Here is a 22,883-nt window from a genome sequence, read left to right as displayed (position 1 = left end):
CGCGGCATCAAAGGCCGCAGCCAAGCTCAGACGTCGCCGAAGTCGCAAAGCGTCCGAAGAAGCGGCCGGGCAGGCGCGAGCGATCATCGATCACGAAGGGATCGACGCGCCGGCCGGCAAAGCTGGTCTGATCTGGAACCATTTTAAATTTCTAACACAGGGGCCGCGCCCGCGACAATCAATCGATGCGCAGGGCCCATTGCTTAAATAGGTACGGCGCAACAAAAAGCGCGGGGCAAAACCCCGCGCTTTTGGTCACATCCCCCTGCAGAGGACGAATTACTCGCCGACGGCGGCCGCGCGGTCGGTTCTCTCGACGATGCGGGCCGACTTGCCGCGCAGCTGGCGCAGGTAATACAGCTTGGCGCGACGCACCTTGCCGCGGCGCACCACCTTGATCGAGTCGATCATCGGCGACATCACCGGGAAGACGCGTTCCACGCCTTCGCCGTAGGAAATCTTGCGAACGGTGAAGCTCTCGTTGAGCCCTCCGCCGGAACGGCCGATGCAGACGCCTTCATAGGCCTGCACGCGGGTGCGTTCGCCTTCGACCACCTTGACGTTGACGATCACGGTGTCGCCGGGCCCGAACTCCGGAATGGCTTTGGTCGCGGCCAATTTATCGAATTGCTCTTTTTCGAGCTGTTGAATGATGTTCATTGAAATCTCCATCGGCGGCGCGCCCAGCCAGTCCAGCGCGGGCTGCGCGAACGTCCATCTATCCTGCTGATTGCTGCGGATTTGGCGCCCGTATAAGGCAAAGGCGCGGGCTTGTCACCCGTCTGTCGTGCTTTTTGGGCGTTTTTGGCGCGTCTTAATCGCCCACAGATCCGGCCGCCGCGCCCTGGTCAGGGCTTCAGCCTCGGCCTGGCGCCAGGCGGCGACCTTGGCATGGTCGCCGGAAACCAGGATTTCCGGGATCGTGCGGCCCTCGAACTCCTGCGGGCGGGTATATTGGGGGTATTCCAGTAGTCCTTCGGAAAAGCTCTCCTCGGTCCCCGAAGCCTGTTTTCCCATCACCCCCGGCAACAGCCGGACGCAGGCGTCGACCAGCACCATGGCGGCGACTTCGCCGCCGGACAGCACATAGTCGCCGATCGAGACCTCCTCGAGCCCGCGTGCCGCGATCACCCGCTCGTCGATGCCTTCGAACCGGCCGCAGACGATCAGCGGTCCCGGACCCGCCGCAAGCTCCAGGACCCGGGACTGGGTCAATGGCCGGCCTCGCGGGCTCATCAAGAGGCGCGGACGGGCCTGGCCGGTATCGGCGGCATCGATCGCCGCCGCCAGCACGTCGGCGCGCAGCACCATGCCGGGCCCGCCGCCGGCCGGGGTATCGTCAACGCTGCGATGCCGGTCAGTGGCCGAATCCCTGATGTCGCGCGCTTCCAGCGCCCACAGCCCGGCGGCCAACGCCTTGCCCGCCAGGCTGACGCCGAGCGGTCCCGGAAACACGTCCGGGAATAGCGTGAGGATGGTGGCGCGCCAGGTCATTTATGAGCCCATCACGTGAGCGTCGGAGCGTCGTCGTCGCCTTCAACTTCCGTGGGCAGTTCTATCACGACGCGGCCGCCCGCAAGATCGACCGTCGGTACCACGGCATTGGTGAACGGCAGCAGCATCGTCGGTCCCTGCGGCGGCGCGATTTCGATGATGTCGCCGGCGCCGAAATTATGGATCGCGGCGACGCGGCCGAGCGGCTCGTTCGCGGCATTGACCGCGGCGAGCCCGATCAGATCGGCGTGGTAATATTCGTCGTCTTCGGTCGCAGGCAGCTTGTCGCGCGCGATGTAGAGTTCGATGCCGTTGAGACGCTCGGCGTCCTCGCGGGTGGCGACGCCTTTGATGGTGGCGACCAGATGGTCTTTCGCCTCGCGGACGTGCGTCACCTCGAACTGGCGCGCGCCGTCCTTGGTCGTCAGCGGGCCGTAATCCCTTACGGCCAGCGGGTCTTCGGTAAACGTCCACAGTTTTACTGCGCCGCGCACACCATGCGCGGCGCCGATCCGGGCGACACAAATCGGTGCTGCCACCGCCCCGCGCCGCTAACGCTTATGACTTCGAGGCGGCTTCGGCAGCGGCCTTGCGCTCCTTGCGCGGCACCGCCTTTTCCGGATTGTTGCGCGCGGTACGCTTCACGACGCCGGCGGCATCCAGGAAGCGCGTCACGCGGTCGGACGGCTGCGCGCCCTTGGCGAGCCAGGACTTGACCTTGTCCATGTCGAGCTTCAGCCGCGCTTCATTGTCCTTCGGCAGCAGCGGATTGAAATGGCCGAGACGCTCGATGAAGCGGCCGTCGCGGGGAAAGCGCGAATCGGCGACGACGACGTGATAGACCGGGCGCTTCTTGGTGCCTGCGCGAGCGAGGCGGATAACGACTGACATTTTAGTCTCCGTAAAGTTTGGTTTGATGTGTACGTATTCAGTTAGCTCGTCATTCCGGGGCGCGAGCGAAGCGAGCGAGCCCGGAATCCATAACCACGATCGGGAGTATGGATTCCCCGATGCGCAATTGCGCATCTGAGGCCCGCGCCAAGAGGCGCGTCCCGGAATGACGAGTGGTGAGAGGGAGCGAACCTCCTCATTTCTTCTTCCCGGGGAAGCCGCCGAGGCCCGGCAGTGTCGGCTTGCCGCTGAGGCCCGTCAGTCCCGGCAAATTCGGCAGGCCCTGACGAAGGCCGACCGGAATATCTTTCGGCAGCGCGGGCATGCCGCCGGGGCCGGCGCCACCGGGCATTTTCTCCGCCAGCGCCTTCATCTGGTCGGCCGAGGGCATGCCGCCGCCAAAACCCATCGCCTGCGCAATGCCGGCCATCGGGCCGCGTTTGCCCGAACCCATCGCCTTCATCATGTCGGCCATGTTCCGGTGCATTTTGAGCAGCTTGTTGACTTCCTCGACCTTGACGCCGGCGCCGGCGGCGATGCGCTTCTTGCGGCTGGCCTTGAGGAGGTCGGGGCTCTTGCGCTCCTGCCGCGTCATCGAATCGATCACCGCGACCTGGCGCTTGAGGATCTTGTCGTCGATCCCGGCGTTGGCGATCTGGTTCTTCATCTTGGCGATGCCGGGCATCATGCCCATCAGGCCGCTGATGCCGCCCATATTGGCCATCTGCAGCAATTGCTCGCGCATGTCGGCAAGGTCGAATTGGCCCTTGCGCATCTTCTCGGCGACGCGCGCGGCCTTTTCGGCGTCGATATTGGCCGCCGCCTTTTCGACCAGCGACACCACGTCGCCCATGCCGAGGATGCGGCCGGCGATACGGCTCGGGTGAAAATCTTCCAGCGCGTCGGTCTTTTCGCCGGTGCCGATCAGCTTGATCGGCTTGCCGGTGACCGCGCGCATCGACAGCGCAGCGCCGCCGCGGCCGTCGCCGTCGACCCGTGTCAGCACGATGCCGGTGAGGCCGACGCGCTGATCGAACGAGCGGGCGAGATTGACCGCATCCTGGCCGGTCAGGGAATCCGCGACCAGCAGCACTTCATGCGGGTTGGCGGCGGTTTTGATTTCCGCGGCCTCCGACATCATCTCTTCGTCGAGCGTGGTGCGGCCGGCGGTATCCAGCAGCACGATGTCGTAACCGCCGAGCTTGGCGGCTTCCAGCGCGCGTTTTGCAATTTGCGCCGGTTTCTGGCCGGCGACAATGGGTAGCGTCGGAATGTCGAGATCGCGCCCGAGTACGGCGAGCTGCTCCATCGCCGCCGGGCGATAGATGTCGAGCGAGGCCATCAGCACCTTGCGCTTGTCGCGCTGGGTCATGCGGCGGGCGAGCTTTGCGGTGGTCGTGGTTTTGCCGGAGCCTTGCAGACCGACCATCATGATCGCGACCGGCGGCACCGCATTGAGGTCGATGGTCTGGCCGTCAGCGCCCAGGGTCGCGACCAGTTCGTCATGGACGATCTTGACCACCATCTGGCCGGGGGTGACCGACTTGACGACGGTGGCGCCGATCGCTTGCTCGCGCACGCGGTCGATGAAGCTTCTGACGACCTCGAGCGAGACGTCGGCCTCGAGCAGCGCGCGGCGTACCTCGCGCATCGCGGCATCGACGTCCTTTTCAGACAGCGCACCGCGGCCCGTCAGCCGATCGAGTATCCCACCAAGCTTTTCCGACAGATTGTCGAACAATGCCGTTATCCTCTGTCCTGCCTGCGCAGGGGGTTGCGTCATTCACCGCCGTCATACCCCGCGAAGGCGGGGTATCCAGTACGCCGCAGCTCCTCGGTTCAATCCGAGCTGCTCTGGGATACTGGATCACCCGCTTTCGCGGGTGATGACGACCTAATATGTCTCGGCGCGGAATGCCAAAACGATAGTCCAAACACCTTTACGCCCGAGGGCGCATCGCGCTGTCGGGCGTTGGCCTCCGGTCTCAAGGGCCGGGCGGCGGGTCGAAAAGAACGTCTTTCCGAGAAGTGCCGGGGTTAAACCCCTGTGCGGGCGGAAAGTCAAGGAAAGACGGGCGGCCCAAATCCGTCTCTGTCCGACTAAGCAGTTGAAATTACGTAAATTTAGTTCAGTTGGAAAATTCTGGACAGCTCGCGCGGATGTCATATTTTGCCGCAGTTCCAACCTGGCCAGCGCACGCCATATAACGCCCCATGCCTCTCGCGCTCATTGCCTCGTGACCCCGCCGTGCCCATCACCCGCCGCCGCGTTTTTGGAGTGCTCGCCGGTCTCGGTCTGGCCGTCGGCGCGCCGTCTGTCTGGATGTCCCGCATGAAAACCTATGACGGCCCCGTCTCCGATCATTTCGACGGCCTGACCTTCTTCGATCCTGACGGATCGCCGCCGAAATCACTGGCCGAGGTGCTGCGCTGGCAGTTCGGCGGCGGCCGGCAGCGCGCTACCTGGCCGGATTGGATGCCGAGCCCGCATGCCGATACGCCGCCGCCGCGCGTCGACGGCAACAAGGTGCGGCTGTCGTTCGTGGGCCACGCAAGCTGGCTGATCCAGACCGCCGGCCTCAACATCCTCATCGATCCGGTGTGGTCGATGCGGGCGTCGCCGTTCAGCTGGGCCGGGCCGAAGCGGTACAACGATCCCGGCATCGCCTTCGATGCGTTGCCCAAGATCGATATCGTGCTGGTGTCGCACGGTCATTACGACCATCTCGATCTGGCGACGCTGTCGAAACTTTCGGAAAAGTTTTCGCCGCGCGTGATCACGCCGCTTGGCAACGACATCACGATGCGCGATGCGGATCCAGCGATCAAAGTCGAGGCGTTCGACTGGAAGGACCGGGTCGAGCTTGGCAACGGCGTCGCGGCAACGCTCGTGCCGACGCGGCATTGGTCGGCGCGCGGGCTGTTCGACCGCAACAAGGCGCTGTGGGCGAGTTTCGTGCTGGAGACCTCTGCAGGCAAACTCTACATCGTCTGCGATTCCGGCTACGGCGACGGCAGCCATTTTCGAAAAGTCGCCGAAGCGCACGGCCCGCTGCGGCTGGCGATCCTGCCCATCGGGGCCTATGAGCCGCGCTGGTTCATGCGCGACCAGCACATGAACCCGTCGGATGCGGTGAAGGCGCTGGCCGATTGCGGTGCGCAGACAGCGCTGGCGCATCATCATGGCACGTTCCAGCTCACCGACGAGGCGATCGACGCGCCGGTGATTGCGCTTGGCGAAGCGCTGGATGAGGCGAAGATTTTGCGCGAGCGATTTGCGGCGCTGAAGCCGGGGCAAGTCGTGGAGATCTAATCCAGACCGGCGCGACGAAAGCCTTCGAGATAATGCACCCGATCCGAATCGTGCTTGATCGGTACGTGATCGGCGATCCAGGCCAGCGAAATATCGGGCTGGGCGCGGCGAAGCTCTCCGAGTGCGGCGGCCGCAGCCTCGGGATCCCCGGACATGCCCGCGGCGGCGGTCAACACCCGGTGCGCGCCGGCATAATCGCTCCTTAAGCGAATTGCCGTGCGGGCATCTTGCATGGCTTCCTGGTAATTGCGTCCCATGAACTGGGCCAGGCAGGTCGAGCCATAACAGAGCGCCAGGAACGGATCACGCGGGCTCAGCCGGATTGCACGGCTGGCCGCCCCGATGGCTTCCTGCCAGCGGCCGCAAAAGCCCAGTGCTGCGGCATAATAGTTCTGGGCCTGCGAGAAATTCGGATTGAGGCGCAGCGCCAGTTCGAATTCGGCGATCGAGTCGTCGAAGCGCCGCGTGATGAGATATACGCCGCCAAGTGCATAATGCGCCCAGGCATCCTCGCTGTCAGCGCGGACCGCGGCCAATGCCGTGCGTTCGGCCACCGGCGCGATGGTGTCCAGTTCCAGCCAAGCCATGTGGGCGCCAAATGTATAGCTTGCGCTAAGCATGCCGAGCGCCTGACCATAGTGCGGCTCAATGGCGATAGCCTGCTCCAGCAGATCTTGCGCGATCGCGTGGTCCTGCCGCGTCACGCGCCAGTAATACGACAGCCCCCGCATCACCAGGTCCCAGGCGTCCATATTGGATGGCGGCTTGCGCCGGATACGGATATTTTCCGCCGCATAGAGCTGCGGCTCGATTGCCCCGACGATGGCTTCGGTGATTTCGTCCTGCACGACGAAGACATCGGCGACGTCTCGGTCGTAACGCTCCGCCCAAACCTGGCTGCCATTGGCGACGTCGTTGAGCTGCGCGGTGATGCGCAGGCGTCCGCCGTGCTTTCGCACACTGCCCTCAAGCACATAGCCGACGCCGAGGTCCTCGCCGATCTGCTTCACATGAACGGCCTTGCCCTTGTACATGAAGGAAGAGTTGCGCGCGATCACGAAAAACCAGCGCAGCTTGGACAGCGCGGTGATGATGTCCTCACTGATGCCGTCCGAGAAGTATTCCTGCTCCGGATCGTCGCTCATATTGCTGAAAGGAAGCACGGCAATGGCCGGACGGTCGGGCAGCGCCGGTGCCGGTTGCGCGAGCGCCGGTGCTTCATTCGCTTGCGGATCGATTGCCTGCGCCGCATCGTCATCGGATTGCATGCGCACGTCTCCGATGAAGCGGAGGCCCTTGCGCGCGATGGTGCGGATCAGCTGCTGATTTCGGCCGCTGTCGCCGACCGCCCTTCGGGCCGCGTAGATGCGGCTGGTCAAGGTGGTGTCCGACACGATGCGTCCGCCCCAGACCGAATCGATCAGGTCGTCCTTGGTGACGACGCGATCCCTGTTCTGGATCAGGTAGACCAGAAGGTCGAGCACCTGCGGCTCGACCTCAATCGCTTGAGCTCCGCAGCGCAACTCGCGGCGGGCAGTATCGAGAACGTAATCCGAAAAAAGCAAGCGCACGGTGTGCCTCGGCCTGCGATGGCGCAGGAAATGTGAACCATATCTCACATTCGGGGAAACAATCAGGGAATCAGGAGAAGTTTTCAAGATCGTCTGAAGCTCGGGTTCAAGTCTGTCAAGCGGGCTCCCCCTAAACACGGCGGTGGGGATTTTAACGACAGAAGGATTTCAGAGCATGGCTATCAAGGCGAGTTTTTCACCCAGCGGGTTTCTCACGATAATCGACGACACTCTCGACAACACCATCACCCTGAGCCGCAACGCGGCCGGTAACATTCTAGTCAATGGCGGCGCGGTCGCCGTCACCGGAGGTACCCCGACCGTCGCTAACACCACCTTGATGCAGGTGTTCGGCACCGGCGGTAACGACACGATCAGCCTCAGCGAGGTCAACGGCGCGTTGCCCGCGGCGAATCTGTTCGGGGGCGCCGGCAACGACGTCATCGCCGCCGGCTCGGGCAACGATCAGCTGTTCGGCGGCGCGGGCAACGACACGCTGCTGGGCAAGGGCGGCAGCGACCTGATGTTTGGCGGCGCGGGCAACGATACGCTCACGGGCGGCGACGGGGACGACCAGGTGTTCGGCCAGGGCGGCGACGATCGCATGATCTGGAATCCCGGCGACGACACCGACCTGTTCGAAGGCGGCGCTGGCAACGACACCGCCGAAGTCAATGGCGGAAACGGTGCCGAAACTTTCACGATCACTCCTAACGGCACCCGCGTGCGTCTCGATCGCGTCACGCCGGCGCCCTTCGCCCTCGATATCGGAACCACCGAGAATCTCGTAATCAATGCCAATGGCGGCGACGACGTCATCATCGCAAGCAACGGCCTCGCCACCCTCATCAAGCTCACGGTCGACGGTGGCGCGGGTAACGACACCATCACCAGCGGCGACGGCGACGATCTATTGCTCGGCGGCGAGGGCAACGACGTCATCACCGGCGGCCGCGGCAGCGACGTGGCGTTCCTCGGCGCCGGCAATGACAGCTTCGTCTGGAATCCGGGCGATGCCAACGACACCGTCGAGGGTCAGGACGGGACCGACACGCTGCTGTTCAACGGATCGAACGCCGGCGAGATTTTCGACATCTCGGCCAATGGCGGCCGCGTGCGGATGACCCGCAACATCGCCAACATTACCATGGACACCAACGATGTGGAGACCATTGAGCTCAAGACCTTGGGTGGTGTCGATACCATCACGGTCAACGATCTGAGTGGAACCGACATCAGTCAGGTCAATGTCGATCTGGGCGGCAATGACTCTGCGGCAGACACTGTCGTCATCAACGCGACCAATGGCGACGACGTGATTAGCGTCACCAAAGTCAATGGCGTCGTCACGATAACGGGTCTGAGTGAAACCGTGACGATCAAGAACTTCGATGCGAGCGACCGCCTGGTGATCAATGGCCTCGGCGGCGACGACGTCATCGACGCGTCGGGACTCCCGGCCGGCCTGCTGCTCACTGCCAATGGCGGCGACGGCGATGACATCCTGCTCGGCGGTGCCGGCAACGACGTCCTGCTTGGCGGTGCCGGCGACGACGTCCTGCTCGGTGGGCCCGGCATGGATGTGCTCGACGGCGGCACTGGCGACAACGTCGTCATCCAGGGTGCTGGCTCGGCGCCGGTTACCACGCCGGCCCCCGTCGCTTCGCCTCCGGCGATCGGCAGCATGCTGCCATCAACATCGCCGGGCGCGTGCGCCGCTCTGCTCGGGCAGGCCATGGCGACGTGCTTCGTCTCTGATGGCGGATGTCACGGCGCGATGCCGATGGCTGATCCACTGGCGGGCCAGCCGCCCATGCTGGCGATGCCGCAGCACGCCTGAACGCAGCCGATCCCTGGAGAATGCAGATGAGCACGGTAACTGAAAGCAACGGAACGGACTCAGGCCTCGAAGCCCTCGTAACGTTGTTGGATTTCCAGGGCGTCGCGGCGGATCGCGAGCAGATCCGTCACCGGCTCGGAACAAACAAGCTTGGCGCATCGGAGATTCTCCGGTGCGCCAGGGATTTCGGATTAAAGGCCCGGGCCTGCAGCACCAAATGGTCGCGGCTCGCGAAAACGCCGCTGCCGGCAATCGCGAGCCTGCGGGACGGCCGGTTCATGGTGGTGGCCAAGGCCGGTGAGGACGAAGTCCTGGTGCAGTCGCCCGATACCTCTCGACCTTCGCTGATGACGCGTGCCGAACTGCTCGCGATCTGGGACGGCGGGCTGATCCTGATGACGCGCCGGGCCGGATTGTCGGATCTCGGCCGCCGCTTCGACATCAGCTGGTTTTTGGGCGCGATCCAGAAATACCGGAATTTGCTCGGCGAGGTGTTGCTGGCGTCATTCTTCCTGCAGACGTTCGCGTTGGTCTCGCCGCTGTTTTTTCAGGTCGTCATCGACAAGGTGCTGGTGCATCGCTCGCTCAGCACGCTCGACGTGCTGGCCGTCGGCCTGGTCGCAATCTCGCTGTTCGAGACTGTTCTGGGTATCCTGCGCACCTATCTGTTCTCGCACACCACCAACCGCATCGACGTCGAACTCGGGGCGCGGCTGTTCAAGCATTTGCTGGCACTGCCGATGGCCTATTTCCAGGCACGGCGGGTCGGCGATTCGGTGGCGAGGGTGCGTGAGCTGGAGAACATCCGCAACTTCCTCACCAGTTCGGCGCTGACGCTCGTCATCGACCTGCTGTTCACGTCCGTCTTCCTGGCGGTGATGTTTGCCTATTCGCCGCTATTGACCTGGATCGTGCTCGGCTCGCTCCCGTTCTACATCGCGATCTCGGCGGGCATCACGCCGCTGTTCCGGCGACGGCTCGACGAGAAATTCCGGCGCGGCGCCGAGAACCAGGCCTTCCTGGTCGAGAGCGTGACCGGGATCGAGACCCTCAAGGCGATGGCGGTCGAGCCGCAAATGCAGCGCCGCTGGGAGGAGCAGCTCGCCGGCTATGTCGGCGCCAGCTTCAAGGTCCTGAGCCTCGGCAACACGGCGAGCCAGATCGTGCAGTTCATCAGCAAGGTCGTCACCGCGGCGATCCTCTATTTCGGCGCGCGGCAGGTGATCGACGGCGCGCTCACGGTCGGCGAACTCATCGCCTTCAACATCCTGGCCGGCCGGGTCAGCGCTCCGGTGCTGCGGCTGGCGCAGATCTGGCAAGACTTCCACCAGGCCCGCCTGTCGGTGCAGCGGCTGGGCGACATCCTCAACGCCACTGCGGAGCCGACCTACGCGCCGGCGCGGGCACGGCTTGCTGCGATCCGCGGCAATATCAGCTTCGACCACGTCACGTTCCGCTATCGGCTCAACGGACGGGAAGTGCTGCACGACATCAGCTTCGATGTGCCGGCCGGGCAGATGGTGGGCATTGTCGGACCTTCCGGTTCCGGCAAGAGCACCTTCGCCAAGCTGATCCAGCGGCTTTATACGCCGGAAAGCGGGCGCGTGCTGATCGACGGCATGGACCTCGCGATGGCCGACCCGGCCTGGTTGCGCCGTCAGATCGGTGTCGTGCTGCAGGAAAACGTGCTGTTCAATTGCTCGGTGCGCGAGAATATCGCGCTGGCCGATCCGGCGATGTCGATGGAGCGGGTGATCGAGGCGGCGAAGCTTGCGGGCGCGCACGATTTCATCCTCGAGCTGGAAGAGGGTTACGACACGATCGTCGGCGAGCGGGGCTCGACGCTTTCGGGCGGCCAGCGTCAGCGCATCGCGATTGCCCGCGCCCTGATTTCGGATCCCCGCATTCTGATTTTCGACGAGGCCACCAGCGCCCTCGATTACGAGAGCGAACGCATCATCCAGCAGAACATGAAAGAGATCGCCAAGGGCCGCACCGTTCTGGTCATCGCGCACCGGCTTTCGACCGTGCGCGGGGCGGACCGGATCGTCACCCTGGATCAAGGCCGCCTGGTCGAGGACGGCACCCACGACGCACTCATCAAGACCGGCGGGCGCTACGCGGCCTTGCACCGGTTACAGGGAGGTATCTATGAAGTCGTCTAGCGCAGCGCTTCCGGTCAAGCGGACAGAAACCGTCGTCCCTTTCCGGCCGCTCCATGCGAGAAGCGAAGAGCTCGCCTTCCTGCCGGCGGCGCTCGAGATCGTGGAGACGCCGCCCTCGCCGATCGGGCGCACCATGGTGGCGACGATTATCGTGCTGTTCTGCGCAGCGCTGATCTGGGCCTGGTGGGGCACCATCGACATCGTGGCGTCCGCCACCGGCAAAATCGTGCCGAGCGGCCGCACCAAGGTCATCCAACCATTCGAAACCGGCGTGGTGCGGGCCATCAGGGTGCAGGACGGGCAGGCCGTCAGGGCCGGCGACCTGTTGATCGAGCTTGATCCGACCGTGAACGCCGCGGAACGCGACCGTCTGCAGAGCGACGTCCTCGCCGAGCAACTCAATGCCGCGCGGCTTCGCGCCGCGCTTGCGGCCAGCGATGACCATACGGCTGATTTCACCCCGCCCGCGGGCGCCGATCCCATCCTGGTCAGCACCCAGCGCCAGCTCCTGCAGAACCAGGTCACCGAGCACCGTGCCAAGATCGCCGCGCTTTCGCGCCAGCAGGCACAGAAGGAAGCCGAGCACGCCACCACTGGCGCCACCATTCACAAGTTGGAGGCGATGATTCCCGTCGTCCAGCAGCGTGTCGATATCCGCAAGACGCTGATGGAGCGGGAGCTGAGTTCGAAGATCAGCTATTACGAGATCCTGCAGTTGCTGGTCGAACAGCAGGAGGAGCTCACGGTTCAGAAGAGCCGCCAGCGCGAAGCGGAGTCGGGCGTCGCCGCCATCCGCGAGACCCGCGGCCAGGCCATGGCTGAATACCGGCGAAGCCTGTCGGACGAACTCGCCAAGTCCGAGCAAAAGGCGAGCGGGCTGATGCAGGACCTGATCAAGGCCGAGCGCAAGACCACCTTGCAGCGCTTGACCGCCCCCGTCGACGGCGTGGTGCAGCAACTCGCCATCCATACGGTCGGCGGCGTGGTCACGCCCGCGCAGGCCCTGCTGGTGCTCGTCCCCAGCGACAGCCGCCTCGAAATCGAAGCCATGGTTTCAAATCGCGACATCGGTTTCGTCCACGTTGGGCAGGATGCCGAGATCAAGGTCGATACCTTCAACTTCACCCGTTACGGCCTGTTGCAGGGCAAGGTGCTCAGCGTCTCGCCGGACGCCATCATCCGTAACCAGCCGCAAGACCGTTCCGGCGATCGGCGGCTCGGGGCACAGAACGACACCAGCGAGCCGAAGGGCCAGGAGTTGAATTACAGCGCGCGCATTTCTCTGGGCGCCACCCGAATGCAGGTTGAGAACCGGATGGTCGACCTGTCGCCCGGCATGGCGGTGACCGTGGAGGTCAAGACGGGGTCGCGTACGATTTTGAGCTATCTGCTCTCACCGCTGCTGCGCTATCAGCAGGAGGTCCTGCACGAGCGATAGGGCGCCTGGACTATTTCCTTTGACTATTCCTTGGACTTGATCGCCCAGGACACGTTCACCGCAACCGACAGCGTCTCTTCGCCTTGCGCCACCGGTGCGGATGCGGCCATGCCGCCGGCGACTTTGCTGCGGAACATCGGGGTGGGCGCGCCTTCCTCGGAAATGCTGATCGGTTCGCCGAGCGTGACGCCGGCGGCTTTGGCGTAGATTTGCGCCTTGCGGCGCGCGTCGGCGATCGCCTGCTCGCGGGCATCGTCGAGCAGCTTCGAGGCCTGCGTGACCACGAAATTGATGCCTCCGATGTCGTTGGCGCCGGCACCGACCAATACGTCGACGATATTGGCGACCTTGGTGACGTCGCGCAGTTTGATGGTCACGCGGTTACTGGCGCGATAGCCGGAAATCGCCGCCGGCCCGGTCCGGTTCGGGTTGGGCGGATATTGCGGTTGCAGCGACAGCCGCGAGGTCTGGTAGTCCTTCTCCTCGATCCCGGCGCCTTTCAGCGCCAGCAGCACCTTGCCCATCGCGGCGTTATTCGCTTCGGACGCCTCGCGCGCGGTCTTGGCTTCGGTGGTCACGCCACCATTGATCTGCGCCTGATCCGGCGGCACCGACACCGTGGCTTCGCCGGTCACGGCGATGGCCGGCGGCGGCACCGTCTGCGCCAGCGCGGGCGTGGCCAGCAGCGCGGCGGCGATGACGAGCGCGAGCGGATGTTTCATGTCGCTCACTTCAGCGGCACGTAGACGTTGATCACCAGTTTGTCCTCCGCCGTCTTCAAGGGATCGGTGATGTATTCCTCGACGAAGGTGTCCTTGGCTTCGAGCTTCTTGTCGTCAAGGTGATTGGTGATCGCCTCATAGGTGTTGTCCATGTTGTCGTAGGAGCCGCGATGGACGAACTTCAGGGCCTTGCCCTCGGGCGACTTGCCGATGCTCATGTCCTTGGTCAGGCTCTTCGGCTCCTGATCGACCGGAATTTCGGCCAGGAAGGTGAAGCCGGAATCGTCGGTGGACGTGTAGACGATCATGGCATTGCCGGTCGATTTGATGCCCTGCTTGTCGAGCACCGCGGTCAGCGCCTTGAATGAATCGATCAGGGTGTCGAACGCCGCGTCCCAGGTCGCGGTGCCCTTCATGACCAGCACTTTTTTCGGCTCCAGCGTGAACTGCTCGCCGAACGGATCGGCGGCCTGAACGGTTGCCGCGGGGGGTGAGGCCGGCGTCTGGGCCGCCGCGGGTGGCGGTGCGGGGGTGGTTCCCGGTGCCGGGGTCGCGGAAGCCGCGGGTGCGGGCGTCTCCGTCGGGGCAGGGGAAGCAGAAGCGGCGGGCGCCGGTGCCGCGGAGGGGCTGGCGGACGGAGCGGCTGATGGCGCCGGCGATTGCGCCAGCGCGGCGCCGCCCAACGCTATTGCTACCATCGGGACCAGCGCGACCATGGTCGCGCGAAAAGGGCTGATACGGCTCATTTTAGGTATTCTCCATCCATCCCAAGCGGTCGCGATATGTCCCGGCCCACGCCCGCAAAACGCCGCCATCCCTAACACGCAAGGTCCGCTTTCGTCCCATGACAGATGCGTCATGGGCCCCTGCTCTAGGCAATCGGCCACCATTCGCCATATAAGGCAGGCAGAATTTGGGAAATTCCATGAGCGCGCTCGCCAATCACGCCTTCGCCAAGATGAACGGTATCGGCAACGAGATCGTGGTGGTGGATTTGCGCGACAAGCCGGCCAAGGTGACGGCGGAGGACGCGCGCGCCGTCGCCTCGCCCGCCGGCGTGCCTTATGACCAGCTGATGGTATTGCAGCCGCCGCGGCTGGAGGGCACCGAGGCCTTCATCCGCATCTACAACAATGACGGCTCGGAGGCCGGTGCGTGCGGCAACGGCATGCGGTGCGTGGTACGGCGGCTGTTTGAGAAGACCGGCCAGACCGCGGTGACGTTCGAGACCCGCTCGGGCCTCTTGAATTGCTGGCAGGGGCCGCAGCCCGATCTTTACACGGTCGACATGGGCGCGCCGAAATTCGGCTGGCAGGATATCCCGCTGGCGGAAGAGTTTCGTGACACGCGCTACATCGAGTTGCAGGTCGGGCCGATCGACGCGCCGCTGCTGCATTCGCCCTCGGTCGTCAGCATGGGCAATCCGCACGCGATCTTCTGGGTCGACGACATCGACGCCTTCGACCTCGAGCGCTTCGGGCCGCTGTTGGAAAATCACCCGATCTTCCCCGATCGCGCCAACATCACGCTCGCCCATATCGTCGATCGCGATCATATCACAATGCGGACCTGGGAGCGCGGCGCCGGGCTGACCAGGGCGTGCGGCTCGGCCGCCTGCGCCACCGCGGTGGCCGCGGCGCGGCTGAAGCGCACCAATCGCATCGTCAACATGTCTTTGCCCGGCGGCAAGCTCTCGATCGAATGGCGCGAGCGCGACGATCATGTGCTGATGACCGGCACGGCCGATTTCGAATATGAAGGCCGCTTCGATCCGGCATTGTTCGCTAGCGTCGCGTAGAGCATGATCCGGAAAAGTGTGAATCGGTTTTCCCTCGACAAACGCGAAGCGTTTGCTCGGAGATCATGCTCAAAAAAGATAACACGATGAGCGTCGACGTCCTCACCTTTGGCTGCCGCCTCAACTCGTCCGAATCCGAAGTGATCCGGCACGAGGCCGAGAGCGCGGGCCTTTCCGATACCATCGTCATCAACAGCTGCGCGGTCACCAACGAGGCCGTGGCGCAGGCGCGGCAATCGATCCGCCGATTGAAGCGCGAGCGGCCCGACGCCCGCATCGTCGTCACCGGCTGCGCGGCGCAGACCCAGCCGGAAATGTTCGCCGGCATGATTGAAGTCGATCGCGTCGTTGGCAATGACGAGAAGATGCGCCGCGAGGCCTGGCGCGGCGCGCGCGCGGCGTTCGATTCCCCCTTCGGAATCGCGGCCAGCGAGAAGATCGCGGTCGCCGACATCATGGCGGTCACCGAGATGGCGCCGCATCTGCTGGAAGGCTTTCAGAGCGGCCTGCCGCGGGTGTTCGTGCAGATCCAAAACGGCTGCGACCACCGCTGCACCTTCTGCATCATCCCCTACGGCCGCGGCAATTCGCGCTCGGTGCCGATGGGCGCGGTGGTCGATCAGGTCCGCGCGCTGGTGGAACGCGGCCATGCCGAGATCGTGCTGACCGGCGTCGATCTCACCAGCTACGGCGCCGATTTGCCGGGCACACCAAAGCTCGGCCAGCTGACAAAGCAGATTTTGCGGCACGTGCCGGATCTGAAGCGGTTGCGGATCTCATCGATCGATTCGATCGAGGCCGACCGCGACCTGCTCGACGCCATCGGCGGTGACGAGCGCCTGATGCCGCATCTGCATCTGTCGCTGCAGTCCGGCGACGATCTGATTTTGAAGCGGATGAAACGGCGGCATTCACGCAGCCAGGCCATCGAGTTCTGCGCGCAGGTGCGACGGCTACGTCCGGACATCGCGCTCGGCGCCGACATCATCACGGGCTTCCCGACCGAGACCGACGAGATGTTCGCGCGCTCGCAGGATCTGGTCGAGGAATGCGGTCTCACTTTCCTGCATGTGTTCCCCTATTCCAAGCGCCCGGGCACGCCGGCGGCGCGAATGCCGCAGGTCGCGGGCGAGGCGATCAAGGAACGCGCGAAGCGCTTGCGCGCGACGGGTGAGGCGGCGCTGCGAAAACGCCTCGCGTCGGAGATTGGCGCAACGCGTCAGGTTCTGATCGAGAGTGCCAGGCAGGGGCGGACGGAGCATTTCCTGCCGGTCGCGATTGCGGGTGAGACGCCGGGCGCGGTGCGGGCGCTGACGATGACCGGACATGACGGCGCGCGATTAATCCCCGACTGTCATCGCCCGGCTTGACCGGGCGACCCAGTACGCCGTGGCCTTCGTTGTGAATCTCTGACGTCTCTGGAATACTGGATCACCCGCCTTCGCGGGTGACGACAGCCGTGGGTGAGGCTCGCGAGTGTGTCTACTTACTCCCCGTTCCACCCGCACGCACTGAGCCGCTCCCGCATATGCTCCGGCGCCGGCGCGACCACGCGGACCGGGTCCTTGTTCCGTGAAATCGGAATCACGATCTCGCGGGAGTGCAGATGCAGGCGCGGTTCGCCGAAGCGGGGGCCGTTGCCGTAGATGTTGTCGCCGACGATCGGCCAGCCCGTCGCCGAGGTGTGCACGCGCAGTTGATGGGTGCGGCCGGTGACCGGTTCCAGCTCTAGCCAGGCGAGGCCGTTGCCGCGGCCGCGCACTTTCCAGTTTGTGACGGCTGTTTGACCATCCGGGTCCGGCTTCTGCCACCAGCCGCGTTCGACGTTGAGCCGGCCGAGCGGCATGTCGATGGTGCCTTCATCTTCGGCAGGTCCGCCCTCGACCACGGCCCAATAGGTCTTTCCGATCTTGCCGTGCTTGAACAGCAGGCCGAGCGAGGCGGTGGCCTTGCGATGGCGTCCCAGCACGAGACAGCCTGATGTATCCTTGTCGAGCCGGTGGGCCAGCACCGGCGGCCGCGGCAGGCCGAATCGCAAGCCATCGAACGAAGTTTCCAGGTTGGCGCCGCCCTTGGGCCCCCGATGCACCGGCAGGCCGCAGGGCTTGTCGATGACCAGCATCAGCCCGTCGCGGTGGAGCACGCGGGCCTGGATTTCTTCCGCGGTCAATTCGCGGACACCAAGCGATGCCGCGGGAACATCAAGCGATGCCCGGGGAACATCAAGGGAAGTCCCGGGAACATCGAGGGATGTCCGGGGAATATCAACGGGTTTGTTGTGGCTTTCGTTCATGGCGCGAAACCGCTAACACACGTCCGACATGAGCGATACCACTCCCGGAACCCCCAAACTGAGCTGGTGGCGGCGGCTTTCGAGCGGCCTGAAGCGAACCTCGAGTTCGATCGGGTCAGCCGTTGCCGACCTCGTCACCAAGCGCAAGCTCGACCGCGCCATGCTCGATGATATCGAGGATGTGCTGCTGCGCGCCGATCTCGGCACTGAAGTCGCGGTGCGCATCGCCGACGCCGTCGGCGCCGGCCGTTACGACAAGGCGATTTCGGCGGATGAAGTGAAGAGCGTAGTCGCGACCGAGGTCGAAAAGGTGCTGGCGCCAGTGGCCAAGCCGCTGGTGATCGACGCCGAGCAAAAGCCGTTCGTTATTCTGGTCGTCGGCGTCAACGGTTCCGGCAAGACCACCACCATCGGCAAGCTGGCGGCGAAACTCAGCGCCGAAGGCCGCAAGGTGATGCTGGCAGCCGGCGACACCTTCCGTGCCGCCGCGATCGAGCAATTGAAGGTGTGGGGCGAGCGAACCAAATCGCCGGTTATCGCGGGCGCCCAGGGTTCGGATTCGGCGAGCCTTGCCTTCAATGCGCTGACGGCGGCGAAAGAGCAGAACATCGACGTACTGCTGGTGGATACCGCCGGGCGATTGCAGAACAAGGCCGAGCTGATGAAAGAGCTCGAAAAAGTCGTTCGCGTCATCAAGAAGGTCGATGCTTCGGCCCCGCATGCGGTGCTGCTGGTGCTCGACGCCACGGTGGGACAAAATGCGCTGTCGCAGGTCGAGGCTTTTCATCGTACCGCAGGGGTCACCGGCCTTGTGATGACCAAGCTCGACGGCACCGCGCGGGGCGGCATCCTGGTGGCGCTGTCAGAGAAATTCAAACTGCCGGTGCACTTCATCGGCGTCGGCGAAGGCGTCGACGATCTGGCGCCGTTCACCGCGCGGGATTTCGCGCAGGCGATTGCAGGAATAGAGGCATGACCCCGAAAAGTGGGAACCGGTTTTCGGATAAGGTCATGCCTCAAACCAAGAGCGTGAACTAATGGACAAGAAAGTACCGCACCCGCTGTTCAAGCTTGCGACCGAGCTTGGTCCGCTTCTCATCTTCTTCGTCGCCAACGCCAAGTCCAACCTGTTCGTCGCCACCGGCGTATTCATGGTGGCGGTGGTGGCCGCGATGATCGCGTCCTACGTGGTGACGCGGCATGTGCCGATGATGGCGATTGTCACGGCGGTGGTCGTCGTCGTGTTCGGCACGCTGACGCTGATCCTGCATGATGAGACCTTCATCAAGATGAAGCCGACCATCGTCTACATGCTGTTCGCCGCCATTCTCGCCGGCGGCCTGTTGTTCGGTCGCTCCTTCATCGCCATCATGTTCGACCAGATGTTCAATCTCACCGCGCAGGGCTGGCGCACCCTGACGATGCGGTGGGCGTTGTGGTTTTTTGCCATGGCGGTGCTGAACGAGATCATCTGGCGCACGCAAAGCACCGACTTTTGGGTCGGCTTCAAGGTGTTCGGCATGGTGCCGCTGACGATGCTGTTCGCCATCACCCAGATGCCGCTGATCAAGCGCTATCATCTGGAGCCGGCTTCCCTGGAGGCGAGCGAAGCCGACGCGGGCGACGTCAGGAAGCGGTGAAGTTGGTGTCCCGGATGCGGTGCAGCGTTCTTCACGATGCACCGCAGAACCGGGACCCATCTATCCGCTAGAGCCCATCTTTCCGTCAGAGTGGGCCCCGGCTCAGCAGCGCACCGCAACAGCGCTGCGCCGCGTCCGGGGCACGAGATCAAATCAGCTCTTCTGCTTGGCGATCACATGATCCTTGATCTTGTCGTAGGTCGCCTGCGGGACGATGTTCTTGTGCACCAGATCGTCCTTGCCCTTGTAGGGACGGCCCGCGATGATCTTGGCGGAGTAGGCCTTGCCGATCCCTGCCAGCGCCTCGAGCTGCTCGGCGGTCGCCGAATTGATGTCGAGCAGTTCGGCCTTCGGGGCCGGCGCCATCTTCGACTCCGGGGCCTTCGGCGCGGGAGCCATCTTGCTGTCGGATTTGGCGGCGGGCTGCGCGGTCTGGGCCATCGACGGGGTTGCCGTCATCAGGCCAACCGTGAGCGCAGTTGCGAGAAGAGAAGCGAGCGTGAAATGACGCATAGAAGTGTCCCTCCCAGGGCGGTTTAAGTAACGCATCAAGCTAGCTTCGAATTCGTGGCGGCGCCATGGCCGCCAAATGAACGCTAGATAAAAGCTGAAAATTATTTGAAGTCGTTTGACCCTCATGGTGAGGAGGCGCTTCTTCAGCGCCGTCTCGAACCTTGAGAGCCCGCAGCCCATCCTTCGAGACGCGGCGAAGACGCCGCTCCCTCGGTGAGCGCGAAGCGCTCATCCGGGGATGAGGTCCGGACTAGCTCCCCGCCCGCAACGCCTTCTCGATTTCCACCTTCAGCACGGTATCGATATTGGCCGCGGTCACCGGCCCGACCAACTTGTAGACAATGGTGCCTTCGCGGCCGACCACGAAGGTCTCGGGCACGCCATAGACGCCCCATTCGATCGAGCCGCGGCCGTTGCTGTCGACGCCGACCATGCTGAACGGGTTGCCGTAGCGGCCGAGGAAGCGGCGGGCATTGTCGGGCGCATCCTTGTAGTTGATGCCGACAATCTGCAGCCGCTTGTCCTTGGCCAAAGCGGTCAGCAGCGGCATCTCGTCATGGCAGGGCACGCACCAGGACGCCCAGACATTGACGACGCTGACCTTGCCCTTGAAGGCGGCGGGGTCGAGTCCTGGGATCGCAACCCCATCGTTGACCAGGCCTGCCAGCGCCGGCAGCGCGGTTTGCGGCGCGGGGCGGCCGATCAGCGCGGAAGGTATTTTGGAAGGGTCGCCGCCGTGCAGCCGCAGCAGGAACAGCGAGGCCACCGCCATGAACCCGATCAGCGGCAGCGTCACCAGCCAGCGCCGGTTGTGCCGCGGTGCGCCAGATGCCGCCGGCCCGCTCATCGGATATCCGCCGCGCTGCGGCCGGAACGCCTGACGATGCCGCTGGCCTCGAGCTCGCGCAGGCGCGCCTTCTGGCGGCGAAAATCGATTGCGATCCAGGCAATCAGGATCGCGACCACGGCTGCCACCAGCGCGTAGGAGGTCACGATAAAGGTGGCGTGGGGACCGAGCGCCATCGCGTCACGCCGCCTGCTGGCTGGCTTGCATGATCTGCAAGCTGCGCACGCGGCGGCGCAGGATCTCGTTGCGCATCGCCGCCAGATGCAGCGTGATGAACAGCAGCGAAAATCCAACCGCCATCACCAGCAGCGGAATCAGGAAGGCGCGGTCAAGCGTGGAGCCTCCCATCCGCAGCACCGAGGCCGGCTGATGCAGCGTGTTCCACCAGTCGACCGAGAATTTGATGATCGGCAGATTGAGCGCGCCGACCAGGGTGAGGATCGCCGCCGCCCGTGCCGCGCGCGAGGGGTCGTCCACCGCGCGCCACAGCGCGATCAGGCCGAGATACATCAGGAACAAGATCAGCACCGAGGTGAGTCGCGCGTCCCATTGCCAATAGGTGCCCCACATCGGCCGGCCCCACAGCGAGCCCGTGACCAGCGCGAGAAACGTGAAGGCGGCGCCGATCGGCGCGGCGGCCTTCGCGGCGACATCGGCGAGCGGATGCCGCCACACCAGCGTGCCCAGCGCCGCAAGGCTCATGACGCCCCACACGAACATCGACAGCCAGGCGTTGGGCACGTGGATGAACATGATCTTGACGGTGGCGCCTTGCTGGTAATCGTCCGGCGCCATCGCCGCCTGATAGAAGCCGATCAGCAGCAGGATCGCGGTCGCGCCCGCCAGCCACGGCAACAGGCGCGCCGTCAGCGACAGGAATTTGGTGGGGTTGGCGAGGTCGATCAGCGTCATGGGCATCCTGATAGTCGTCAGCGGCGGGGCAGGCAATGCGGCTTGGTCTGTTTCATTTCGCCTCCGCGAGAGTTGATTGGCATCAACCAGAGCGTTTTCGAGCGAAGTGGATACCGGTTCGCGTCAAGAAAACGCGTCAAAACAAGAATCTAGTCCAGCCCGTGGCGCAGGCTGGCGGCTGCGGCAAACGGTCCGATCACGAAGCTGACCAGCGAGATTGCGCACAGGATCGAGAACGGTGTTCCAAACGGCAGCGGTCCTGAGATGGCGGCCTGCGACGCTGCGACGCCAAAAATCAGCACCGGGATCGACAGCGGCAGCACCAGCACCGCGAGCAGCAACCCGCCGCGGTGCAGCGTCACCGCCAGCGCGGCGCCGATCATGCCGATAAACGTCAGCGCCGGCGTTCCCACCAGCAGCGTCAGCGCCACGGCGGAGGTCGCGGTGGCGTCGAGATTGAGCATCAGCCCCAGCACGGGGGTCGCGAGGATCAGCGGCAGTCCGGCGGCGAGCCAGTGCGCCAGCGCCTTCGCGGCACAGGCCAGTTCCAGCGGCGTCCGGCCCATCACGATCAGGTCGAGCGAGCCGTCCTCATGATCTGCTGTGAACAGCCGGTCGAGCGTGAGCAAACTGGCCAATAGCGCCCCGAGCCAGAGAATCGAGGACCCGAGCCGCGTTAGCAGCGCGAGGTCAGGCCCGAGCGCGAACGGCATCAGCACCGTCACCGTAAGAAAGAACAGCACTCCGATCAGGGCCCCGCCGCCGACGCGCAGCGCAATCCGGATGTCGCGTTGGATCAATGCGGCAAGGGCGGTCATACCGGCCCTCCCATCCGCACTTCGCCCGCCTCGATCCCGAGCGGCGCATGGGTGGCGGCGACGATGATGCCGCCGCTCGCCAGATGATCCCGCATCAGGCCGGCGAACAAATCCTGTCCCGCGGCATCGAGCGCCGAGGTCGGCTCGTCGAGCAGCCAGACCGGCCGCCGCACCGCGAGCAGCCGGCCGATCGACAGCCGCCGCCGTTGGCCGGCCGACAGATACGCCGCCGGCAAATGCGTAGCGTGCGCGAGCCCCACTCTGGCGAGGCTTTTGTCGAGATCGCTGGCGTCGCCGCCGAGAAAATCGCGCCAGAACGACAGGTTTTCCAGCACGCTGAGCGCGGGCTTCAGGGCGTCGCGATGGCCGAGATAGTGCGCCTGTTCGGGTAGCGTCAGTTCGTCCGCGCCGCCTTCCAGCGCGACCGATCCGCCAGCCGGCGCCAGCAAGCCCGCGATCAGCCGCAGCAGCGACGTCTTGCCGGAGCCGTTGGGACCGGTGACGGCCAGCGCGTGGCCCGAGGCGGCTTCGAAATCGAGCCCGGAAAACACCGCGCGACCGCCCCGCACACAATCGATCTGATGTCCTGAAAGCCGCATCTTGCCTCGTTACGGCCCTCTGAAAAGCT

At 64.4% G+C, this 22,883-nt stretch carries 24 protein-coding genes; 8 read left to right on the top strand and 16 right to left on the bottom strand.

Annotated features, from left to right (window positions below; all coding sequences use genetic code 11):
• Positions 1 to 7: 7 nt before the first annotated feature.
• The 6 genes from ACSQ84_RS33575 to ffh form a co-directional block, all read right to left on the bottom strand.
• On the bottom strand, positions 8 to 142 hold the full coding sequence (locus tag ACSQ84_RS33575) for a hypothetical protein (RefSeq protein ID WP_436216034.1): 135 nt from the start codon (positions 140 to 142) through the stop codon (positions 8 to 10).
• A 137-nt stretch (positions 143 to 279) separates the two neighbouring features.
• Positions 280 to 660, bottom strand: coding sequence for a 50S ribosomal protein L19 (gene rplS / locus ACSQ84_RS33570; protein ID WP_436216033.1), 381 nt, complete (start codon positions 658 to 660; stop codon positions 280 to 282).
• Positions 661 to 774: 114 nt separating this feature from the next.
• On the bottom strand, positions 775 to 1,494 hold the full coding sequence (gene trmD / locus ACSQ84_RS33565; protein WP_436216032.1) for a tRNA (guanosine(37)-N1)-methyltransferase TrmD: 720 nt from the start codon (positions 1,492 to 1,494) through the stop codon (positions 775 to 777).
• 11 nt (positions 1,495 to 1,505) lie between these two features.
• Entirely contained in the window at positions 1,506 to 2,033 is a 528-nt protein-coding gene (gene rimM / locus ACSQ84_RS33560; protein ID WP_436216031.1) for a ribosome maturation factor RimM, read from the bottom strand.
• A gap of 19 nt (positions 2,034 to 2,052) precedes the next feature.
• Positions 2,053 to 2,385, bottom strand: coding sequence for a 30S ribosomal protein S16 (rpsP, locus tag ACSQ84_RS33555; protein ID WP_436216030.1), 333 nt, complete (start codon positions 2,383 to 2,385; stop codon positions 2,053 to 2,055).
• Between the two features lie 196 nt (positions 2,386 to 2,581).
• The gene (ffh, locus tag ACSQ84_RS33550) at positions 2,582 to 4,126 is read right to left on the bottom strand and encodes a signal recognition particle protein (RefSeq protein ID WP_436216047.1); all 1,545 of its coding nucleotides are present in this window, start codon (positions 4,124 to 4,126) and stop codon (positions 2,582 to 2,584) included.
• A gap of 507 nt (positions 4,127 to 4,633) precedes the next feature.
• On the opposite strand from ffh, the gene ACSQ84_RS33545 reads away from it, so the two are divergent.
• The gene (locus tag ACSQ84_RS33545) at positions 4,634 to 5,698 is read left to right on the top strand and encodes an MBL fold metallo-hydrolase (protein WP_436216029.1); all 1,065 of its coding nucleotides are present in this window, start codon (positions 4,634 to 4,636) and stop codon (positions 5,696 to 5,698) included.
• Here ACSQ84_RS33545 and ACSQ84_RS33540 read toward each other — a convergent pair.
• Positions 5,695 to 7,269 (bottom strand): winged helix-turn-helix domain-containing tetratricopeptide repeat protein, encoded by a 1,575-nt coding sequence (locus ACSQ84_RS33540; RefSeq protein WP_436216028.1) that lies wholly within the window; start codon positions 7,267 to 7,269, stop codon positions 5,695 to 5,697. The two genes, ACSQ84_RS33545 and ACSQ84_RS33540, sit on opposite strands and share 4 nt — an antisense overlap.
• Positions 7,270 to 7,444: 175 nt before the next feature.
• On the opposite strand from ACSQ84_RS33540, the gene ACSQ84_RS33535 reads away from it, so the two are divergent.
• Genes ACSQ84_RS33535 through ACSQ84_RS33525 form a run of 3 tightly spaced genes read left to right on the top strand, consistent with a single transcriptional unit; the run spans position 7,445 to position 12,712 of the window.
• Positions 7,445 to 9,109, top strand: a complete 1,665-nt coding sequence (locus ACSQ84_RS33535; RefSeq protein ID WP_436216027.1) for a calcium-binding protein — start codon at positions 7,445 to 7,447, stop codon at positions 9,107 to 9,109.
• Positions 9,110 to 9,135: 26 nt separating this feature from the next.
• Entirely contained in the window at positions 9,136 to 11,274 is a 2,139-nt protein-coding gene (locus ACSQ84_RS33530; RefSeq protein WP_436216026.1) for a type I secretion system permease/ATPase, read from the top strand.
• On the top strand, positions 11,261 to 12,712 hold the full coding sequence (locus tag ACSQ84_RS33525; protein ID WP_436216025.1) for an HlyD family type I secretion periplasmic adaptor subunit: 1,452 nt from the start codon (positions 11,261 to 11,263) through the stop codon (positions 12,710 to 12,712). Before ACSQ84_RS33530 ends, ACSQ84_RS33525 begins: the two co-directional genes overlap by 14 nt.
• 23 nt (positions 12,713 to 12,735) lie before the next feature.
• Here the strand turns inward: ACSQ84_RS33525 and ACSQ84_RS33520 are convergent, their stop codons facing one another.
• Together ACSQ84_RS33520 and ACSQ84_RS33515 are read right to left on the bottom strand one after the other, a co-directional pair.
• The gene (locus ACSQ84_RS33520; protein ID WP_436216024.1) at positions 12,736 to 13,434 is read right to left on the bottom strand and encodes an SIMPL domain-containing protein; all 699 of its coding nucleotides are present in this window, start codon (positions 13,432 to 13,434) and stop codon (positions 12,736 to 12,738) included.
• Between the two features lie 5 nt (positions 13,435 to 13,439).
• On the bottom strand, positions 13,440 to 14,180 hold the full coding sequence (locus ACSQ84_RS33515) for a GyrI-like domain-containing protein (RefSeq protein ID WP_436216023.1): 741 nt from the start codon (positions 14,178 to 14,180) through the stop codon (positions 13,440 to 13,442).
• 179 nt (positions 14,181 to 14,359) lie between these two features.
• Between ACSQ84_RS33515 and dapF the strand changes: the two genes are divergently transcribed.
• Together dapF and mtaB are read left to right on the top strand one after the other, a co-directional pair.
• The gene (gene dapF / locus ACSQ84_RS33510; protein ID WP_436216022.1) at positions 14,360 to 15,232 is read left to right on the top strand and encodes a diaminopimelate epimerase; all 873 of its coding nucleotides are present in this window, start codon (positions 14,360 to 14,362) and stop codon (positions 15,230 to 15,232) included.
• An 86-nt stretch (positions 15,233 to 15,318) separates the two neighbouring features.
• Positions 15,319 to 16,602, top strand: coding sequence for a tRNA (N(6)-L-threonylcarbamoyladenosine(37)-C(2))-methylthiotransferase MtaB (gene mtaB, locus ACSQ84_RS33505; RefSeq protein WP_436216021.1), 1,284 nt, complete (start codon positions 15,319 to 15,321; stop codon positions 16,600 to 16,602).
• 116 nt (positions 16,603 to 16,718) lie between these two features.
• Here mtaB and ACSQ84_RS33500 read toward each other — a convergent pair whose 3' ends face one another.
• Positions 16,719 to 17,402, bottom strand: a complete 684-nt coding sequence (locus tag ACSQ84_RS33500) for an RluA family pseudouridine synthase (protein WP_436216020.1) — start codon at positions 17,400 to 17,402, stop codon at positions 16,719 to 16,721.
• Positions 17,403 to 17,553: 151 nt separating this feature from the next.
• On the opposite strand from ACSQ84_RS33500, the gene ftsY reads away from it, so the two are divergent.
• Complete coding sequence (gene ftsY, locus ACSQ84_RS33495) at positions 17,554 to 18,501, top strand: signal recognition particle-docking protein FtsY (RefSeq protein WP_436216019.1); 948 nt, start codon at positions 17,554 to 17,556, stop codon at positions 18,499 to 18,501.
• A gap of 61 nt (positions 18,502 to 18,562) precedes the next feature.
• Entirely contained in the window at positions 18,563 to 19,165 is a 603-nt protein-coding gene (locus tag ACSQ84_RS33490) for a septation protein A (protein ID WP_436216018.1), read from the top strand.
• 153 nt (positions 19,166 to 19,318) lie between these two features.
• On the opposite strand, the gene ACSQ84_RS33485 is transcribed toward ACSQ84_RS33490, so the two are convergent.
• From ACSQ84_RS33485 to ccmA, 6 genes are all read right to left on the bottom strand, one after another.
• Positions 19,319 to 19,678 carry a ComEA family DNA-binding protein gene (locus ACSQ84_RS33485; protein WP_436216017.1) on the bottom strand — a complete coding sequence of 120 codons (360 nt, stop codon included), beginning with the start codon at positions 19,676 to 19,678 and terminating at the stop codon, positions 19,319 to 19,321.
• A gap of 250 nt (positions 19,679 to 19,928) precedes the next feature.
• On the bottom strand, positions 19,929 to 20,525 hold the full coding sequence (locus ACSQ84_RS33480; protein WP_436216016.1) for a DsbE family thiol:disulfide interchange protein: 597 nt from the start codon (positions 20,523 to 20,525) through the stop codon (positions 19,929 to 19,931).
• Positions 20,522 to 20,701, bottom strand: coding sequence for a heme exporter protein CcmD (gene ccmD / locus ACSQ84_RS33475; protein WP_436216015.1), 180 nt, complete (start codon positions 20,699 to 20,701; stop codon positions 20,522 to 20,524). The genes ACSQ84_RS33480 and ccmD overlap by 4 nt, the downstream gene beginning before the upstream one ends.
• A gap of 4 nt (positions 20,702 to 20,705) precedes the next feature.
• The gene (locus ACSQ84_RS33470) at positions 20,706 to 21,437 is read right to left on the bottom strand and encodes a heme ABC transporter permease (protein WP_436216014.1); all 732 of its coding nucleotides are present in this window, start codon (positions 21,435 to 21,437) and stop codon (positions 20,706 to 20,708) included.
• A gap of 149 nt (positions 21,438 to 21,586) precedes the next feature.
• Positions 21,587 to 22,255 carry a heme exporter protein CcmB gene (gene ccmB, locus ACSQ84_RS33465; RefSeq protein WP_436216013.1) on the bottom strand — a complete coding sequence of 223 codons (669 nt, stop codon included), beginning with the start codon at positions 22,253 to 22,255 and terminating at the stop codon, positions 21,587 to 21,589.
• Complete coding sequence (gene ccmA, locus ACSQ84_RS33460; RefSeq protein ID WP_436216012.1) at positions 22,252 to 22,854, bottom strand: heme ABC exporter ATP-binding protein CcmA; 603 nt, start codon at positions 22,852 to 22,854, stop codon at positions 22,252 to 22,254. Before ccmA ends, ccmB begins: the two co-directional genes overlap by 4 nt.
• Positions 22,855 to 22,883: the final 29 nt, after the last annotated feature.

It is taken from the genome of Bradyrhizobium sp. LjRoot220 (genome assembly GCF_964252915.1).
Classification (GTDB): Bacteria; Pseudomonadota; Alphaproteobacteria; order Rhizobiales; family Xanthobacteraceae; genus Bradyrhizobium.
Note: the sequence above shows the minus strand (reverse complement) of the source record. Positions and strands in the feature narration are given on the sequence as shown.

Coding starts and splice junctions, on each gene's coding strand:
- ACSQ84_RS33575 (WP_436216034.1), bottom strand. CDS start 142: ATGGTTCCAGATCAGACCAGCTTTGCCGGCCGGCGCGTCGATCCCTTC.
- rplS (WP_436216033.1), bottom strand. CDS start 660: ATGAACATCATTCAACAGCTCGAAAAAGAGCAATTCGATAAATTGGCC.
- trmD (WP_436216032.1), bottom strand. CDS start 1,494: ATGACCTGGCGCGCCACCATCCTCACGCTATTCCCGGACGTGTTTCCG.
- rpsP (WP_436216030.1), bottom strand. CDS start 2,385: ATGTCAGTCGTTATCCGCCTCGCTCGCGCAGGCACCAAGAAGCGCCCG.
- ACSQ84_RS33535 (WP_436216027.1), top strand. CDS start 7,445: ATGGCTATCAAGGCGAGTTTTTCACCCAGCGGGTTTCTCACGATAATC.
- ACSQ84_RS33530 (WP_436216026.1), top strand. CDS start 9,136: ATGAGCACGGTAACTGAAAGCAACGGAACGGACTCAGGCCTCGAAGCC.
- ACSQ84_RS33525 (WP_436216025.1), top strand. CDS start 11,261: ATGAAGTCGTCTAGCGCAGCGCTTCCGGTCAAGCGGACAGAAACCGTC.
- ACSQ84_RS33520 (WP_436216024.1), bottom strand. CDS start 13,434: ATGAAACATCCGCTCGCGCTCGTCATCGCCGCCGCGCTGCTGGCCACG.
- ACSQ84_RS33515 (WP_436216023.1), bottom strand. CDS start 14,180: ATGAGCCGTATCAGCCCTTTTCGCGCGACCATGGTCGCGCTGGTCCCG.
- dapF (WP_436216022.1), top strand. CDS start 14,360: ATGAGCGCGCTCGCCAATCACGCCTTCGCCAAGATGAACGGTATCGGC.
- mtaB (WP_436216021.1), top strand. CDS start 15,319: ATGAGCGTCGACGTCCTCACCTTTGGCTGCCGCCTCAACTCGTCCGAA.
- ftsY (WP_436216019.1), top strand. CDS start 17,554: ATGAGCGATACCACTCCCGGAACCCCCAAACTGAGCTGGTGGCGGCGG.
- ACSQ84_RS33490 (WP_436216018.1), top strand. CDS start 18,563: ATGGACAAGAAAGTACCGCACCCGCTGTTCAAGCTTGCGACCGAGCTT.
- ACSQ84_RS33485 (WP_436216017.1), bottom strand. CDS start 19,678: ATGCGTCATTTCACGCTCGCTTCTCTTCTCGCAACTGCGCTCACGGTT.
- ACSQ84_RS33480 (WP_436216016.1), bottom strand. CDS start 20,525: ATGAGCGGGCCGGCGGCATCTGGCGCACCGCGGCACAACCGGCGCTGG.
- ccmD (WP_436216015.1), bottom strand. CDS start 20,701: ATGGCGCTCGGTCCCCACGCCACCTTTATCGTGACCTCCTACGCGCTG.
- ACSQ84_RS33470 (WP_436216014.1), bottom strand. CDS start 21,437: ATGACGCTGATCGACCTCGCCAACCCCACCAAATTCCTGTCGCTGACG.
- ccmB (WP_436216013.1), bottom strand. CDS start 22,255: ATGACCGCCCTTGCCGCATTGATCCAACGCGACATCCGGATTGCGCTG.
- ccmA (WP_436216012.1), bottom strand. CDS start 22,854: ATGCGGCTTTCAGGACATCAGATCGATTGTGTGCGGGGCGGTCGCGCG.